Annotated in this window: 13 protein-coding genes; 10 read left to right on the plus strand and 3 right to left on the minus strand. The window is 71.6% G+C overall.

What is annotated here, in order from left to right; translation table 11 throughout:
- Positions 1-109: 109 nt before the first annotated feature.
- Positions 110-3,118, plus strand: coding sequence for an excinuclease ABC subunit UvrA (gene uvrA, locus OG594_RS11670; protein WP_266597898.1), 3,009 nt, complete (start codon positions 110-112; stop codon positions 3,116-3,118).
- Positions 3,119-3,230: 112 nt separating this feature from the next.
- Here uvrA and OG594_RS11675 read toward each other — a convergent pair whose 3' ends face one another.
- Positions 3,231-3,431, minus strand: coding sequence for an NAD(P)H-binding protein (locus OG594_RS11675; RefSeq protein ID WP_266602824.1), 201 nt, complete (start codon positions 3,429-3,431; stop codon positions 3,231-3,233).
- A 423-nt stretch (positions 3,432-3,854) separates the two neighbouring features.
- Positions 3,855-4,736, minus strand: a complete 882-nt coding sequence (locus OG594_RS11680) for a carbohydrate kinase (RefSeq protein ID WP_266597901.1) — start codon at positions 4,734-4,736, stop codon at positions 3,855-3,857.
- A 118-nt stretch (positions 4,737-4,854) separates the two neighbouring features.
- Between OG594_RS11680 and OG594_RS11685 the strand changes: the two genes are divergently transcribed.
- Complete coding sequence (locus tag OG594_RS11685) at positions 4,855-5,286, plus strand: Rieske (2Fe-2S) protein (RefSeq protein ID WP_266597903.1); 432 nt, start codon at positions 4,855-4,857, stop codon at positions 5,284-5,286.
- A gap of 62 nt (positions 5,287-5,348) precedes the next feature.
- Here OG594_RS11685 and OG594_RS11690 read toward each other — a convergent pair whose 3' ends face one another.
- On the minus strand, positions 5,349-6,281 hold the full coding sequence (locus OG594_RS11690; protein WP_266597905.1) for a hypothetical protein: 933 nt from the start codon (positions 6,279-6,281) through the stop codon (positions 5,349-5,351).
- A 228-nt stretch (positions 6,282-6,509) separates the two neighbouring features.
- Between OG594_RS11690 and OG594_RS11695 the strand changes: the two genes are divergently transcribed.
- From OG594_RS11695 to gap, 8 genes are all read left to right on the plus strand, one after another.
- Positions 6,510-7,118 (plus strand): papain-like cysteine protease family protein, encoded by a 609-nt coding sequence (locus tag OG594_RS11695; protein ID WP_266597906.1) that lies wholly within the window; start codon positions 6,510-6,512, stop codon positions 7,116-7,118.
- Positions 7,119-7,123: 5 nt separating this feature from the next.
- Positions 7,124-7,933: an LPXTG cell wall anchor domain-containing protein gene (locus OG594_RS11700; RefSeq protein WP_266602826.1), complete on the plus strand. Its 810-nt coding sequence runs from the start codon at positions 7,124-7,126 to the stop codon at positions 7,931-7,933.
- Positions 7,934-8,146: 213 nt separating this feature from the next.
- Positions 8,147-10,156, plus strand: a complete 2,010-nt coding sequence (gene uvrC / locus OG594_RS11705) for an excinuclease ABC subunit UvrC (RefSeq protein ID WP_266597907.1) — start codon at positions 8,147-8,149, stop codon at positions 10,154-10,156.
- Positions 10,153-11,100, plus strand: coding sequence for an RNase adapter RapZ (gene rapZ / locus OG594_RS11710; RefSeq protein ID WP_030009073.1), 948 nt, complete (start codon positions 10,153-10,155; stop codon positions 11,098-11,100). Before uvrC ends, rapZ begins: the two co-directional genes overlap by 4 nt.
- Positions 11,097-12,161 carry a uridine diphosphate-N-acetylglucosamine-binding protein YvcK gene (gene yvcK / locus OG594_RS11715; RefSeq protein WP_266597909.1) on the plus strand — a complete coding sequence of 355 codons (1,065 nt, stop codon included), beginning with the start codon at positions 11,097-11,099 and terminating at the stop codon, positions 12,159-12,161. The genes rapZ and yvcK overlap by 4 nt, the downstream gene beginning before the upstream one ends.
- Positions 12,152-13,147, plus strand: coding sequence for a DNA-binding protein WhiA (gene whiA / locus OG594_RS11720; protein ID WP_266597925.1), 996 nt, complete (start codon positions 12,152-12,154; stop codon positions 13,145-13,147). The genes yvcK and whiA overlap by 10 nt, the downstream gene beginning before the upstream one ends.
- A gap of 196 nt (positions 13,148-13,343) precedes the next feature.
- On the plus strand, positions 13,344-16,304 hold the full coding sequence (locus tag OG594_RS11725) for a M14 family metallopeptidase (protein ID WP_266597927.1): 2,961 nt from the start codon (positions 13,344-13,346) through the stop codon (positions 16,302-16,304).
- 232 nt (positions 16,305-16,536) lie between these two features.
- Positions 16,537-17,544, plus strand: a complete 1,008-nt coding sequence (gene gap / locus OG594_RS11730) for a type I glyceraldehyde-3-phosphate dehydrogenase (protein WP_189973787.1) — start codon at positions 16,537-16,539, stop codon at positions 17,542-17,544.
- Positions 17,545-17,579 lie beyond the last annotated feature (35 nt).

Consider the following 17,579-nt stretch of genomic DNA (forward strand, 5'->3'; position numbering starts at 1 on the left):
GCGTGCTATACGCTCGGAAGTCCAAGGACCAAGTCCATCGCAGAGGCGCCCCCCATACCCTGGGACGGGGGCCCGTGCCCCCGCTCTCTCAAGAAAGGTGCGGACCGGCGTGACCGACCGTCTCATCGTTCGTGGCGCTCGCGAGCACAACCTGAAGAACGTCTCGCTCGACCTGCCCCGCGACTCACTCATCGTCTTCACCGGACTCTCCGGGTCGGGCAAGTCGTCCCTGGCCTTCGACACGATCTTCGCCGAGGGCCAGCGCCGCTACGTCGAGTCGCTCTCGTCGTACGCCCGCCAGTTCCTCGGGCAGATGGACAAGCCCGACGTCGACTTCATCGAGGGCCTCTCCCCGGCCGTCTCGATCGACCAGAAGTCGACCTCGCGCAACCCGCGCTCGACCGTGGGCACCATCACCGAGGTCTACGACTACCTCCGCCTCCTCTTCGCCCGCATCGGCAAGCCGCACTGCCCCGAGTGCCGCCGTCCCATCTCGCGCCAGTCGCCGCAGGCGATCGTCGACAAGGTGCTCGCGCTCCCCGAGGGCAGCCGTTTCCAGGTGCTCTCGCCGCTGGTGCGCGAGCGCAAGGGCGAGTTCGTCGACCTCTTCTCCGACCTCCAGACCAAGGGCTACAGCCGGGCGCGGGTGGACGGGGAGACCATCCAGCTCTCCGAGCCGCCCACGCTGAAGAAGCAGGAGAAACACACCATCGAGGTGGTCATCGACCGCCTCACCGTCAAGGAGAGCGCCAAGCGCCGGCTCACCGACTCCGTGGAGACGGCCCTCGGCCTCTCCGGCGGCATGGTGATCCTGGACTTCGTCGACCTTGCCGAGGACGACCCCGAGCGTGAGCGGATGTACTCCGAGCACCTCTACTGCCCCTACGACGACCTGTCCTTCGAGGAGCTGGAGCCGCGCTCCTTCTCCTTCAACTCGCCCTTCGGCGCCTGTCCCGAGTGCACGGGTATCGGTACGCGCATGGAGGTGGACCCGGAGCTCATCGTTCCGGACGAGGACAAGTCCCTGGACGAGGGCGCGGTCTCGCCGTGGTCGCTCGGCCACACCAAGGACTACTTCCAGCGGCTGATCGGCGCGCTCGCCGGGGAACTGGGCTTCCGCACCGACATCGCGTGGGCCGGGCTGCCGGCCCGCGCGAAGAAGGCCCTGCTGTACGGGCACAAGACGCAGATCGAGGTCCGCTACCGCAACCGGTACGGGCGGGAGCGGGCGTACACGACGGCCTTCGAGGGCGCCGTGCCGTTCGTCAAGCGGCGGCACGCGGAGTCGGAGAGCGACGCCAGCCGCGAGCGCTTCGAGGGCTACATGCGCGAGGTGCCCTGCCCGACCTGTGAGGGCACCCGCCTGAAGCCGATCGTGCTCGCCGTGACGGTGATGGAGAAGTCCATCGCCGAGGTCGCCGCCATGTCGATCAGCGAGTGCGCGGACTTCCTGGGGCGGATGCGCCTCGACGCCCGCGACAAGAAGATCGCCGAGCGGGTCCTCAAGGAGGTCAACGAGCGGCTCCGCTTCCTCGTGGACGTCGGTCTCGACTACCTCTCGCTCAACCGGGCCGCCGGCACGCTGTCGGGCGGCGAGGCGCAGCGCATCCGGCTCGCCACCCAGATCGGCTCCGGTCTGGTCGGCGTGCTCTACGTGCTGGACGAGCCGTCCATCGGTCTGCACCAGCGGGACAACCACCGGCTGATCGAGACCCTGGTGCGGCTGCGGGACATGGGCAACACGCTCATCGTGGTCGAGCACGACGAGGACACCATCAAGGTGGCCGACTGGGTCGTGGACATCGGTCCGGGCGCGGGCGAGCACGGCGGCAAGGTGGTGCACAGCGGGTCGCTGAAGGACCTGCTGAAGAACACCGAGTCGATGACCGGGCAGTACCTGTCGGGCAAGAGGGCCATCGAGATCCCGGACGTGCGCCGGCCCGTCAACGGGGAGCGCAAGCTGACCGTCCACGGCGCCAAGGAGAACAACCTGCGGGACATCGACGTGTCCTTCCCGCTGGGTGTGCTGACGGCCGTGACCGGTGTCTCGGGTTCGGGCAAGTCGACGCTGGTCAACGACATCCTCTACACCCACCTGGCGCGTGAGCTGAACGGTGCCCGCTCGGTGCCGGGACGGCACACGCGGGTCGACGGCGACGACCTCGTCGACAAGGTCGTGCACGTCGACCAGTCGCCGATCGGCCGCACCCCGCGGTCCAACCCGGCCACCTACACCGGTGTCTTCGACCACGTCCGCAAGCTGTTCGCGGAGACGATGGAGGCGAAGGTGCGCGGCTACCTGCCGGGCCGCTTCTCCTTCAACGTGAAGGGCGGCCGGTGCGAGAACTGCTCCGGCGACGGCACGATCAAGATCGAGATGAACTTCCTGCCGGACGTCTACGTCCCGTGCGAGGTCTGCCACGGCGACCGGTACAACCGGGAGACGCTGGAGGTCCACTACAAGGGCAAGTCCATCGCGGAAGTCCTGAACATGCCGATCGAGGAGGCGCTGGGCTTTTTCGAGGCGGTGCCGACGATCGCGCGTCACCTCAAGACGCTCAACGAGGTCGGGTTGGGCTACGTCCGCCTCGGCCAGTCCGCGCCGACCCTGTCGGGCGGTGAGGCGCAGCGCGTGAAGCTGGCCTCCGAGCTCCAGAAGCGGTCGACGGGCCGGACGGTCTACGTGCTGGACGAGCCGACCACGGGTCTGCACTTCGAGGACATCTCGAAGCTGATCAAGGTGCTGTCGGGGCTGGTCGACAAGGGGAACTCGGTGATCGTCATCGAGCACAACCTGGACGTCATCAAGACCGCGGACTGGGTCATCGACATGGGCCCGGAGGGCGGCTACGGCGGCGGTCTGGTGGTGGCCGAAGGCACGCCGGAGGCGGTGGCCTCGGTGGGCGCCAGTCACACGGGCAAGTTCCTGCGGGACATCCTGGGCGCGGACCGGGTGTCGGACGGGGCGCCCGTGGCGCGGCCGGTGGCCAAGAAGGCCCCGGCGAAGAAGGCCCCGGCGAAGAAGGCCCCGGCGAAGAAGGCGGTGGCCACCAAGGCCGTCGCCGCGAAGAAGGCGGCTCCGGCCAAGAAGACGACGGCCCGGGCGCGCAAGGCGTAGCCGCCGAGCCGCGTCCACGCCCCACGGGAGGGTCCGGCCCCTGGCCGGGCCCTCCCGTGCGTTGGCTCCGTTCAGGCTCCGCTCAGGAGGCGACGCCCACCGCGCGGCCGGTTCAGGCCGGGTCCGTCAGGACGGCCAGGAGGGCGTCCGCGACGTCCGCGCGCGGGATGACCCGGCCGCCGCGCACGTTGGCGCCGAACGCGCGGCGGTAGGTGCCGGTGTGCGGCTTGTCCTGCCGCATCGGGGGCCGGACGACCGTCCACCGGGTGCCGCTCGCGGCCACGCCGCTCGTCCGCGTGCTGCTGGAGCGCACCCCCAACGCGGGCCCCGATCTCCTGGCCGCCCTGCAGGCCGGTCCGGGGGAGCGGGGAGCGGGGAGCCGAGGACGGGGCCGGGGCTGGGGAGGGGGTCGAGGAGGGGCACGCCTCGCTCTTCTACGCCGACGCCATGCCCATGGCCGCCTCGCTCTTCGCCGGGCCCGCCCTGCTCACCCGCCGTCGCGAGGGCGTCCAGGAGATCGGGGCCGGACCGCACCTGGTCCTCGACGCGCTGGCCGGCCGGCTGGGGCGCGAGCTCGACGCCGGACGGCTGCGGCCCGGTGCCGATCCGCGGGCCGCCGCGGCCCTGCTGCTCGGCGCCTGCTTCCAGCGGGCCTTCTTCCTGCACTTCTCCGGGGCCCGCGGGGTCCAGCCCGTCGAGGAGTTCGTCCCGGCCGTGGCCCGCACCGTCTGGGCGGCTATTCGCCGAGCTCCGTCGCGTACGGGGGCTCCGCGCCCGCCCGCGTGCAGGTCAGGGCCGCCGCGTGGGCGGCGTGGGCCAGGACCTCCGGCCAGTCCACCGGGCCGCCCGGCCGGGCGGCGAGCCGGTGCAGCAGGGCGGCGTTGACGGTGTCGCCCGCACCGATCGTGTCCACCACCGCCACCGGGCGGGCCACCGCCGAGTACTTTCCGCCCTCCCGCGTCCAGGCCGTCAGGCCCGCCGCACCCCGGGTCAGCACCACCGCCGACGGTCCGGCCGCCAGCCAGTCCTCGACCCGACCGCCCAGCCAGGCCGCGTCCTCCTCCGACAGTTTGAGGACGCCCGTGTGCGGCAGCAGCCGCTCCAGGAAGCGGGCGCGGTACGCCGCCGGGTCCGCGATCAGCGCCGGCCGGATGTTCGGGTCCAGCAGGGTCAGCACCCCGCGCCGCGACTCCCGGCGCAGCAAGGCCTCGTACGCGCTCGCGCCCGGTTCCAGGACCAGCGAGCAGGTGCCGAGCGCGAGGGCCCGTACCCCGTCCGGGAGGGCGGGCGGCAGCGCGAAGAGCCGGTCCGCCGTGCCCTCGACGTAGAAGCCGTACGAGGCCGAGCCGTCCGGGGCCAGCGAGGGCACGGCGAGCGTGGTCGGCTCCGGTCCGCGCTGGACCAGCGACAGGTCCACCCCGGCGGCCCGCAGCCCGGCCAGCAGGCCCTCCCCGAAGCCGTCCGAGGAGACCCGGGAGCAGAAGGCGACCTCGGCGCCGAGCCGCCCGAGCGCGAGTGCGGTGTTGTACGGTCCGCCGCCCGGCCGGGGCAGCAGCGCCCCGGGCGGCTGCGCCACGGGCACCAGGTCGATAAGGGCTTCTCCGCCGACGACGATCACGCGGGGGAAGCTACCTCATGCGACGGAGGTATCGTCGGGTGGGCCGGTGCCCCGGCCGGGTTCCGGCCCGCGCCCCGCCCCGCACCCTTCCTCCGCGCCCGCACCTCAGGAGAACCGCATGCCCGCGCCGCAGTCGCCCGCCCGCCGTACCGTCCTCAAGGGCGCCGCCGCGCTCGCCGGGGCCGCGGGCGCCGGAGCGACCCTCGCGGCCTGCTCCACCGAAACCAACAGCGGCGGCAACACCCCCGCCACGCCCACCGCGCCGGTGGACCTGGGCGCCGCGGCCGATGTCCCGGTGGGCGGCGCGAAGCTGTACCGGGAGAACAAGCTGATCGTCAGCTGCCCGGCAGAGGGCCAGTACAAGGCCTTCAGCGCCCAGTGCACGCACGCCGGCTGCGTCCTGGACAAGATCGTCGAGGGTGAGGGGAACTGCCCCTGCCACGGCAGCCGCTTCGACGTGAAGACCGGCCAGGTCCTGCGCGGTCCGGCCGCCGCCCCGCTGCCCGCCGTCCCGGTCCGGGCCGAGAACGGCAAGCTCGTCGCGGGCTGACCCGCGCCCGCGACCGGACTCGCGACCGGACCCGCGACCGGACCTGCGATCGCACTCGGACCTCAGTCCCAGTCCCAGGCGATCCCGAGGATCCCGCGCCGCACCGACTGCTCTACCAGGTGGACCGCCCGGTGCCGGCCGCTGGGCGTCAGGTCCACGAGGCCGGTGCGCGGGGCCTGGGGCCCGCCCCGGGCGAAACGTCGGCAGCGCACCGGCAGGGCCGCCTCGTCAAAGCTGACCTGGAGCATGTACTGGCCGCCGGCGTAGCTGAACCCGCGCACGTACTCGCCGCTGCGGGCGCCGGTGCCGTCCTCGACCCCGTAGCCGAAGACGTGGGTGTCCCCGCGCCGCAGCCGCGCGTCGAAGAGCAGCTCGGCGACCACCACCCCGGACTCGGGATGGCACCGCACCCGGCCCGTGCGGCAGTTCTCGTACGCCGTCACGCGCATCCGGGACACGTCGCAGCCGGGGTCGCCGTGGTGGACGGCCAGGTAGCGGTCGACGCCGTCGCGGTGCGCCCGGACGATCTGCTGCGACTCGCGGACCCGTAGCTCACCCGCCGGTCCGATGCGGACCCGTTCGTGGTGGCCGACCGAGTGCAGCCCGCCGTCCGGCGGAAGGTCCATCCCGTCCAGCAACTGCTCCACCGTCCCGCCCAAGCTGAACAGGGCCCGGTACGAGCGGGTGGGCGGGCGCGCGGACCCGGGCCCGGGATCCTGGGCGGCCAGCAGGCGCAGGAGGGCCCCGTCGGGCAGCTCCAGGATCCGCTCCAGGGCGCTGACCGCCCGCAGCGACTCCGGGTGACGCGGCCGCCGCGCGCCCTGCTGCCAGTAACTGAGGCTGGTGACACCGACCTTGATGCCCTGGGTCGCGAGCCGGTGCTGGACCCGGTGCAGGGGCAGGCCGCGCGCGGCGAGGGCGGCGCGCAGGGCGAGGTGGAAGGGGCCGCCGCGCAGCAACTGGCCGAGTTCCGTCGTGTCCTCGGTCGGTCGCACGGCGACTCCTTCGTGAACGTTCACACGGGCCGGCGCGGGGTCTCGCGGCGGGGGCTCCGGGGGACCAGGTGACACGGCAGCAACCGTTCACACCGCAGCCCCACCGTTCACACAGCAATGTCATCGCGTATTGAAGCGTGTTGACCTGATCGCGACAACTCCCTGATGCTCCTGAACAGCGTCCGGACGCGCTCCTCCACCCCCACACCCCACACCGGGAGGAACGCGATGCGCAACCGAAACCGGCGGCATTCCCCAGCCGCCTGCTTCACCGCCGTGCTCACTGCTGCGCTGTTCACCCTGCCCCTCGGCGCCGGCACCGCCGCCGCTGCCGAGGTCGGCACCGATTCCGCCCTCGCCGCCAAGCGCCTGAACATCACCATGCAGGCCCAGGCGAAGACCAACTGGTGCTGGGCCGCCGGCGGCAACACCATCGCCACCTGGTTCGGCCGGAACTACAGCCAGAACCAGTTCTGCAACGCCGCCCTGGGCCGCCAGCAAGGCAGCGAATGCCCCAACAACCAGGCCACCCTGGGCAACGTCCAGACCGGACTGCGCTGGGCCGGCATCAACCCCGGCTCGTACGTCAACGGCTGGCTCCAGTACTCCACGGTCCAGACCGAGATCAACGCCGACCGGCCGATCGAGACCCGCATCCAGTGGTCGAACGGCGGCGGTCACATGCACGTCGTCTACGGCTACGACACCGCGAGCAGCTGGGTCTACTGGGGCGACCCCTGGCCCTCCAGCGACCGCTACAACTGGGCCTCGCACGCCTGGTACGTGAACAACAGCACCTTCTCCTGGACCCACTCCCTCTACCGGATCGGGGCGTGAGCGCCATGACCCTGCGCGCCACCGCCACCGCCACCGCCGCTGCAGCCGCGGTCCTCGCCGCCACCGCCCTCCTCGGCCTCGCCCAGCAGGCCACCGCGGCACCCGGGGGCCCGGTGCCGCAGCCCCGGACCGCCACCGCCGAGAACAAGGCCGCCGCCGCGCGGGCGGCCACCGCCCCTGATGCCCTGGCCACCCTCTCCCGCTTCTTCGCCCGCGACGGCAAGGTCTCTGCCACGGCCGCGCAGCCCCGGATCGAGGGAGAGGCGATACCGGTCAACCACCTCTCCCCGGAGTTCGTCGCGGGCAGAGCGGGCGCACCCGTCGCCCGCCTGGAATTCCTCGCCAGCAAGGCCGTCTCCTCCGACGGGCAGCAGGCCGCGCTGTGGACCGCGCGGACGGAGGCCGGCTGGCAGGTGGTGAACATCGCCACCGGCGACGACGAGTTCCGCTACGCGCAGCTGGGCGCCGCGAAACTCCCCGGGGGGACGGTCTTCCGGGAGCCGCAGATCGACGCCTGGTACGTGGCCGGGGACGGCAGGGTGCTGCCGCTGGACGAGGACGCCGTGCGGGCCGTCGGCGCCGGGGGCGTCAGCGTGGACGGGTACCGGGCCCGCGTGACTGCCGCCTACGGGGACAAGCTCCCCGGCTCCGCCTACGCCGCGCGGGGCGGGGCGGGCGGCTACGCCGAAGCCGGGGCCCGGGCCGCGGCCGGGGACGCCGGGGCTCCGGTCGCGGCGGTCGCCGGGGCGCTCGCGCTGGGCGGGGGCGGTGTCCTGCTCGCCCTGCGGCGGCGCCGGGCCGTAGCAGCGGGGTAGCCCCCGCACCCCGCAGGGTCCGGCTACGGCCGGCGGCCGGGCCCTGCGGGCGGCTCTCCCCGCCCCGCCCTTTCGCCGTTTCCCGGGGCTCCGCCCCGGACCCCGCGCCTCAAGCTCCCCCAGCTACCGCTGGGCGGTGCCCCCTGGCCGGGCTGGATTTCCTGCCCGGAGGCTTACGGTTCGTTGTCGGTGCGCGCAAGTAGGGTGGTTGGCATGGCCGACCCTTCCAGCTACCGCCCCGAGCCGGGGCAGATCCCGGACTCCCCCGGGGTCTACAAGTTCCGCGACGAGCACCGCCGGGTGATCTACGTAGGGAAGGCCAAGAGCCTGCGCCAGCGCCTGGCCAGCTACTTCCAGGACATCGCCGGCCTGCACCCCCGTACCGCCACCATGGTGACCACGGCCGCCTCCGTCGAGTGGACCGTGGTGTCCACCGAGGTCGAGGCGCTCCAGCTGGAGTACTCCTGGATCAAGGAGTTCGACCCCCGGTTCAACGTCAAGTACCGGGACGACAAGAGCTACCCCTCCCTCGCCGTCACCCTGGGCGAGGAGTACCCGCGGGTCCAGGTCATGCGCGGGCCCAAGAAGAAGGGCGTGCGCTACTTCGGTCCGTACGGGCACGCCTGGGCGATCCGCGAGACCGTCGACCTGATGCTCCGGGTGTTCCCGGTGCGGACCTGCTCGGCGGGCGTGTTCAAGCGCTCCGCCCAGATCGGCCGCCCCTGCCTGCTCGGCTACATCGGCAAGTGCTCCGCCCCCTGCGTCGGCAAGGTCACCCCCGAGGAGCACCGCGAACTGGCCGAGGACTTCTGCGACTTCATGGCCGGCCGCACCGGCACCTACCTCTCCCGGCTGGAGCAGGAGATGCACGCGGCAGCGGAGGAGATGGAGTACGAGAAGGCCGCCCGGTTGCGCGACGACATCGGGGCGCTGCGCCGGGCGATGGAGAAGAACGCCGTGGTGCTCGCCGACGCCACCGACGCCGACCTGATCGCCGTGGCCGAGGACGAGCTCGAAGCCGCGGTGCAGATCTTCCACGTCCGCGGCGGCCGCGTCCGCGGCCAGCGCGGCTGGGTCACCGACAAGGTCGAGGCCGTCGACACGGCCGGGCTCGTCGAGCACGCCCTCCAGCAGCTGTACGGCGAGGAGAAGGGCGAGGCCGTGCCCAAGGAGGTGCTGGTGCCGGCCCTCCCCGAGGACACGCCGACACTGAACCAGTGGCTCGCCGAACGCCGGGGGTCCCAGGTCAGCCTGCGGATACCGCAGCGCGGCGACAAGAAGGCCCTGATGGAGACCGTCCACCGCAACGCGCTCCAGTCCCTCGCCCTGCACAAGACCAAGCGCGCCAGCGACCTCACCACCCGTTCCCGGGCCCTGGAGGAGATCGCCGAGGCACTGGAGCTCGACAGCGCCCCGCTGCGCATCGAGTGCTTCGACATCTCCCACCTCCAGGGTGACGACGTCGTCGCGTCGATGGTCGTCTTCGAGGACGGGCTGGCCCGCAAGAGCGAGTACCGGCGCTTCCAGATCAAATCGCATCTGGGGCAGGACGACGTCCGCTCCATGCACGAGGTGGTCTCCCGCCGCTTCCGCCGCTACCTCCAGGAGAAGCTGAAGACCGGCGAGTGGGATGCGGAGGAGGGCGAGGGCGCGCTGCCCGAGGACGACGGGCGGCCCAAGCGGTTCGCGTACCCGCCCCAGCTCGTCGTGGTCGACGGCGGGCAGCCGCAGGTCGCCGCCGCCAAGCGGGCCCTGGAGGAGCTCGGGATCGACGACGTCGCCGTGTGCGGCCTGGCCAAGCGGCTGGAGGAGGTCTGGCTGCCCGGAGAGGACGACCCGGTCGTGCTGCCGCGCACCAGCGAGGGCCTCTACCTGCTCCAGCGGGTACGTGACGAAGCCCACCGGTTCGCCATCCAGTACCAGCGCAGCAAGCGCGGCAAGCGCCTGAAATCCGGCCCGCTGGACGAGGTGCCCGGACTCGGCGAGAGCCGCAAGCAGGCCCTGGTCAAGCACTTCGGTTCGGTGAAGAAGCTGAAACAGGCGACAATCGACCAGATCTGCGAGGTCCCGGGCATAGGTCGGAAGACGGCCGAGACCGTGGCCGCGGCCCTCGCCCAGGCGGTTCCCGCTGGTCCTGCCGTCAATACGGCCACAGGAGAGATCATTGAGGATGAGACCCCCGCGCCCGCGGGAGCATCGTCCGAACGGGGGACCGAGCAATGACCGAGCACGAGACCGCGCACGACCGAGACGGAGCACAGGTGAGTACGGGCACGACAGTGGAGCCCGGCGAGACCGCCGAGGCGGCCATCCCCGAGCTGGTGATCATCTCCGGCATGTCCGGGGCCGGCCGCAGTACGGCGGCGAAGTGTCTGGAGGACCTCGGCTGGTTCGTCGTCGACAACCTCCCGCCGGCCCTGATCCCGACCATGGTCGAGCTCGGCGCCCGCTCCCAGGGCAACGTGGCGCGCATCGCGGTCGTCGTCGACGTCCGCGGCCGCCAGTTCTTCGACGCCCTGCGCGAGTCCCTCGCCGACCTCGACAGCAAGGGCGTCACCCGCCGCATCGTCTTCCTGGAGTCCTCCGACGACGCGCTGGTCCGCCGCTTCGAGTCGGTCCGCCGCCCGCACCCGCTCCAGGGCGACGGGCGCATCACCGACGGCATCGCCGCCGAGCGCGACCTGCTGCGCGAGCTGCGCGGCGACGCCGACCTGGTGATCGACACCTCCAGCCTGAACGTGCACGAGCTGCGCGCGAAGATGGACGCCCAGTTCGCCGGGGACGAGGAGCCCGAGCTGCGGGCCACCGTCATGTCCTTCGGCTACAAGTACGGCCTCCCCGTCGACGCCGACCTCGTCGTCGACTGCCGCTTCATCCCCAACCCGCACTGGGTCCCGGAGCTGCGCCCCTTCACCGGGCTCAACGAGGAGGTGTCGGGGTACGTCTTCAGCCAGCCCGGCGCCAAGGAGTTCCTCGACCGGTACACCGAGCTGCTCCAGCTCATCGCCACCGGCTACCGCCGCGAGGGCAAGCGGTACGTGACCATCGCCGTCGGCTGCACGGGCGGCAAGCACCGCAGCGTGGCCATGTCCGAGAAGCTCGCCGCCCGCCTCGCCTCCGAGGGAGTCGAGACCGTCGTAGTCCACCGGGACATGGGGCGCGAGTGACTGCTCGGACCCCGCGGCTGAGCCGCCTGCGCCGCCTCACCCCGGGCCGGGGCGAGGACGGCGCGGGCCGTTCCGGCCGTTCCGGCCGCCGGCGCGGCGCCACGCCCAAGGTGGTGGCGCTCGGCGGCGGCCAGGGCCTGTCGGCCTCCCTCGCCGCGCTGCGCCGGATCACCGGTGACCTCACGGCCGTGGTCACCGTGGCCGACGACGGCGGTTCCAGCGGCCGGCTCCGGGAGGAGCTCGACGTGCTCCCGCCCGGCGACCTGCGCAAGGCCCTGGCCGCGCTGTGCGGCGACGACGACTGGGGCCAGACCTGGGCCCGGGTCATCCAGCACCGCTTCCAGTCCGAGGGCGATCTGCACGGGCACGCGGTCGGCAACCTGCTGATCGTCGCCCTGTGGGAACAGCTCGGCGACCCCGTCCAGGCCCTCGACCTGGTCGGCAAGCTGCTCGGGGCGCACGGCCGCGTCCTGCCGATGTCGGCGGTGCCGCTGGAGCTGCAAGCCCTGGTCCGGGGGCACGACCCGGCCCGCCCCGAGGACGTGGACACCGTCCGCGGGCAGGCCACGGTGGCGCTGACCCCGGGCGAGGTGCTCTCCGTACAGGTGGTGCCGAGCGACCCGCCGGCCGTGCCCGAGGCCGTGGCCGCGGTCCTGGACGCCGACTGGGTGGTGCTCGGTCCGGGGTCCTGGTTCTCCTCGGTCATTCCGCACCTGCTGGTGCCGGAACTGCTGGACGCGCTGATGGAGACGAAGGCCCGGCGGGTCCTCTCGCTGAACCTCGCGCCGCAGCCCGGCGAAACAGAGGGCTTCTCTCCGCAGCGTCATTTGGAGGTTTTGGCCCGACACGCCCCTAAACTCGCCCTGGACGTGGTGCTGGCCGACGAGGCCGCCGTGCCCGACCGCGAGTCCCTCGCCGATGCCGCGAAACGGTTCGGTGCCGCGGTCGAGCTGGCGCCCGTGGCCAGGCAGGACGGCTCTCCGAAGCACGACCCGGAGCTGCTGGCCGCCGCGTACGACCGTATTTTTCGGATGCATGGAAGGATCGGCCCATGGCGATGACGCCTGCGGTGAAGGATGAGATCTCCCGCCTGCCCGTCACCCGGACCTGCTGCAGGAAGGCGGAGGTCTCGGCGATCCTTCGGTTCGCGGGCGGGCTGCACCTGGTGAGCGGCCGCATCGTCATCGAGGCGGAGCTGGACACGGGCATCGCCGCCAGACGCCTGCGCAAGGACATCCTGGAGATCTTCGGCCATTCCTCGGACCTCGTGGTGATGGCCCCCGGCGGACTGCGCCGCGGTAGCCGCTACGTCGTCCGCGTCGTGGCCGGCGGCGACCAGCTGGCACGCCAGACGGGCCTCGTGGACGGCCGCGGACGCCCCATCCGGGGTCTGCCCCCGCAGGTGGTCTCCGGGGCCACCTGCGACGCGGAGGCGGCCTGGCGCGGCGCCTTCCTGGCCCACGGCTCGCTCACCGAGCCGGGCCGGTCCTCCTCCCTGGAGGTCACCTGCCCCGGCCCGGAGGCCGCCCTGGCCCTGGTGGGCGCCGCCCGCAGGCTGTCCATCGCCGCCAAGGCGCGCGAGGTGCGCGGAGTGGACCGGGTCGTGGTCCGCGACGGCGACGCGATCGGGGCGCTGCTGACCCGGCTCGGCGCGCACGAGTCGGTCCTGGCCTGGGAGGAGCGGCGGATGCGGCGCGAAGTGCGCGCCACCGCCAACCGCCTGGCGAACTTCGACGACGCCAACCTGCGCCGCTCGGCGCGGGCCGCGGTGGCCGCCGGAGCCCGCGTGCAGCGCGCACTGGAGATCCTCGGCGAGGAGGTCCCCGAGCACCTGGCCGCGGCGGGCCGGCTGCGCATGGAGCACAAGCAGGCCTCCCTGGAGGAACTGGGCGCGCTCGCCGACCCGCCGCTGACCAAGGACGCGGTCGCCGGCCGGATCCGCCGCCTGCTGGCGATGGCCGACAAGCGGGCCCAGGACCTCGGCGTCCCGGGCACCGAGTCGAACCTCGACCTCAGCGAGGAGATGGCCGACAACATGGCCGGTTAGGGGGTGTCTTGCCGATCAGGCCCGCGAGCCCGGCCTGATCGGCAAGACACCCTCCTAGGTCGTCCCGTACGGCTGAAGGGGCCCGTGCGATCACTCGTGCGGGCCCCTTTGCCGCACGCCCCATTGACATGAGCATGGGCCGGTCTTGAGTCTGGCGTCCGAACGCTTTCGTGGCAGACGACGCCCAGGGGGGCACATGAGTCACCGCGCGAGATCGATCCTCGCCGCAAGCGCACTCGTCTTCGGAACCACGCTCGCCGTGCTACCCGCCGCGGCCCAGGCCCAGCCGGGACCCGGCGCCGCATCCGGCGCCGACGAGGTACGGGTCTACGACGCCGACATCACCCGGGAGCAGGTCCCGCTGGTCCTCGCCGCGGGGCAGGACGCGCACGAGCTCACCGAGCGGGCCCCGGAGACCGGTACCGCCCACGTCGAGCTCTTCCTCAGCGGCGGGCAGGCCAAGGAACTCGCGGCCCAGGGCGTCAAGCTGGCCGAGCGCAAGGTCCCCGCCCAGGGCCTGGCCCGTGCCGAGGCCGCCGGGGACGGGGTGTTCCGCCCGTACAGCGGCAAGGGCGGCCTCCAGGAGGAGATCCTGCGGACCGCGCAGGAGAACCCGGGGCTCACCAAGGTCGTCTCCATCGGCAAGACCGTCCAGGGCAAGGACATCCTCGCCCTGAAGGTCAGCAAGAACGCCAAGAAGACCAAGGACGGTGACAAGCCGTCGGTCCTCTACATGTCCAACCAGCACGCCCGTGAGTGGATCACCCCCGAGATGACCCGGCGGCTGATGCACCACACCCTCGACCACTACGGCAAGGACCCGCGCATCACCAAGCTGGTGGACTCCAGCGAGCTGTGGTTCCTGCTCTCCGCCAACCCGGACGGGTACGACTACACGCACGCGGCCGACGGCCAGCGGCTGTGGCGCAAGAACCTGCGCGACAACAACGGCGACGGGAAGACCGGCCCCGGCGACGGGGTCGACCTCAACCGGAACTTCGCCTTCAAGTGGGGCTACGACAACGAGGGCTCCTCGCCGAACCAGGCGAGCGAGACCTACCGCGGCCCGAGCGCCTCTTCCGAGCCCGAGACCGTCGCCCTCGACCGCTTCGAGAAGCGCATCGGCTTCGAGTACGCCGTCAACTACCACTCCGCCGCCGAACTGATCCTCTACGGCGTGGGCTGGCAGGTCGCCACCCCCACCCCCGACGACGTCGCCTACGAGGCGCTCGCCGGCACCCCGGAGAACCCTGCCGTCCCGGGCTACTACCCGCAGGTCTCCTCCGAGCTCTACACCACCAACGGCGAGGCCGACGGCCACGCCTCCAACGTCAACGGCATCATGATGTTCACGCCGGAGATGACCACCTGCCAGACCGCCTCGGCGAGCGACCCGAACGACCAGTGGAAGCCCGAGGACTGCGCCTCCGGCTTCAACTTCCCGGACGACGAGAAGCTCATCCAGGCGGAGTTCGCCAAGAACGTCCCCTTCGCCCTCTCCGTCGGCGAGAGCGCCGCGACCCCGGACCGGCCGAAGTCCTCGCTCGGCCTGACCGCCGCCGACTTCACCGTGGACGCCTTCGCCACCTCCTACGTCGCCCGCGGCGAGGACCAGAGGGTCTCCGTCACCGCCCGCAAGGCGCTGAAGGACAAGGAACTCAACTTCCGGATCAACGGCGGCCGCACGCACGACGAGGACCTGAGGCCCTGGAAGGGCGGCGAGGTCTACGGCGGCGACGACAACAACTGGTTCGACGAGTACCGCGCCGAGGTCGACGGCGCGAAGCCCGGCGACAAGGTCGAGGTCTGGTTCACCGGCCGCGACCGCTCCGGCAAGCAGGTCTCCAGCGAGCACTTCACGTACACGGTGGCCGAGCGGCCGCGCGCGGACGTCCTGGTGATCGCGGAAGAGGGGGCCAAGGCCCAGCACGCCCAGTCCTACGTCGACGCCCTGCGCGCGAACGGCAGGTCCGCGGCGGTCTGGGACGTCGCCGTCCAGGGCGCCCCGCACCACCTCGGCGTCCTGTCCCACTTCGGCACGGCCGTCCACTACACGGGGGCCAAGACCCCCGGCGGCGAAACCCAGTTGGCGGTGCGCGACTTCCTGAACGAGGGCGGCAAGTTGATCGAGGCCGGCGAGCTGGCGGGCGGCAACGCCCAGGTCGGCCGCGCCGTGACCAACGACTTCAGCCAGTACTGGCTCGGTGCGTACAGCCGGACGAGCACCGCCGGAGCCACCGGCTTCGCCGGCGCCGGCGCACTGAACGGCGCCCGGGGCAACGTCGGGGACGCCGCGGGCAACCCGCTGAACGCCCCCGGCGGGTACACCGTGACCTCCGAGACCCTGGCGCCCGCACAGTTCCCGCAGTTCAAGAGCGCTCAGGCGGGAGCCTTCACCGGAGTGGTGAACCCGTACGCCCCCTACGCCGGCGCCGGCATGGCAGCGGCCCTGCACGCCGACGACGACTGGAAGCGCCTCGTCCGTACGATCGACCTCACCGGGGTCACCGCGGCCGACCAGCCGCAGCTGAAGCTGGCGCTCAACTGGAACGTCGAGGAGGGCTACGACCACGCCGCACTGGAGGCCCGGACCGCCGGCGGCGACGACTGGACCACCCTGCCGGACGCGGGCGGCCTGAGCAGCTCCGCCGTCCCCGAGGAGTGCGCCGCCGGGTTCTTCGTCAACGGACACCCGTTCCTGCGCCGCTACCTCACGCTCGACGCCGCCGGCTGCACCCCGCAGGGCACCAGCGGCAAGTGGAACAGCTTCACCGGTTCCTCCGGCGGCTGGAAGCAGGTCTCCTTCGACCTGAGCGCCTACGCCGGCAAGACCGTTGAGCTCTCGCTCTCCTCCATCACCGACCCGGGGTCGGGCGGCCGCGGCGTCTTCGCGGACGAGGCCCGTCTCTCCGTCAAGGGCGCGGACCAGCCCGTAGAGGGATTCGAGACGTCCCTCGGAGCCTGGACGGCGCAGGCCGCGCCGGCCGGAAGCCCCGAGGTTCCGGGTGAATGGGCCCGGTCCGGGGAACTGTTCAAGTCCTACGCTGCGGTGACCACGCGTGACACGGTGTTGCTGGGCTTCGGCCTGGAGCACATGCCCGCCGCGGCGGACCGTGCCCTACTCATCGGTAAGGCACTGCGCACACTGCACCGCTGATCCGAGCCCCGGTCGTCACTCACCCTGAGTGACGGGGGCCGAAGTTCGAAGGTCCCGTTCCGGAGTGTCCGGAACGGGACCCTCGCGGGAGTACCCCCGGGAAGTAGGGGGAGTGTCAGGCCCCGACCGATGTCACCCAAAAGCTCACGGAGAGGTAGGGTCGTAAGCGGTCGGGGACATCCCATACAGCTCGCCGGCGCTCTTACCGGCGCACCAACGAGGAGATCGGTTCGTGACGATCCGCGTAGGCATCAACGGTTTTGGCCGAATTGGCCGTAACTATTTCCGGGCGCTCCTGGAGCAGGGAGCGGACATCGAGATCGTCGGTGTCAACGACCTGACTGACAACGCGACCCTGGTGCATCTGCTCAAGTACGACACCATCCTGGGCCGCCTCAAGGCCGACGTCTCCCACACCGACGACAGCATCACCGTCGGTGGTCAGACCTTCAAGACCTTCGCAGAGCGTGACCCCGCCAACCTCCCCTGGGGTGAGCTGGGCGCCGACATCGTCATCGAGTCGACCGGCATCTTCACGAAGAAGGCCGACGCCGCCAAGCACATCGCGGCGGGCGCGAAGAAGGTCCTCATCTCGGCTCCGGCCAAGGACGAGGACATCACCATCGTGATGGGCGTCAACCACGACAAGTACGACGCGGCCAACCACCACGTCATCTCCAACGCCTCCTGCACCACCAACTGTGTGGCGCCGATGGCCAAGGTCCTCGACGAGAACTTCGGCATCGTCAAGGGCATGATGACGACGGTCCACGCGTACACGAACGACCAGCGCATCCTGGACTTCCCGCACTCGGACCTGCGTCGCGCCCGCGCCGCCGCCGAGAACATCATCCCGACCTCCACCGGTGCCGCGAAGGCGACCGCGCTGGTCCTCCCGCAGCTCAAGGGCAAGCTGGACGGCATCGCCATGCGCGTCCCCGTCCCGACCGGCTCGGTGACCGACCTGGTGCTGGAGCTCTCCCGCGAGACCACGGTGGAAGAGATCAACGCGGCCTTCCAGAAGGCTTCGGAGGGGCAGCTCAAGGGCATCCTCGACTACACCGAGGACGCGATCGTCTCTTCCGACATCGTGAACTGGCCCGCGTCCTGCACCTTCGACTCCTCCCTGACCATGGTTCAGGACGGTACGCAGGTCAAGGTCGTCGGCTGGTACGACAACGAGTGGGGCTACTCCAACCGTCTCGTCGACCTCACCGTCTTCGTCGGCGGTCAGCTCTAAGAACGTAGGGCAAGGCACCACGATGTGAAGCACAG

The organism is Streptomyces sp. NBC_01214 (genome assembly GCF_026340975.1).
Classification (GTDB): domain Bacteria; phylum Actinomycetota; class Actinomycetes; order Streptomycetales; family Streptomycetaceae; genus Streptomyces.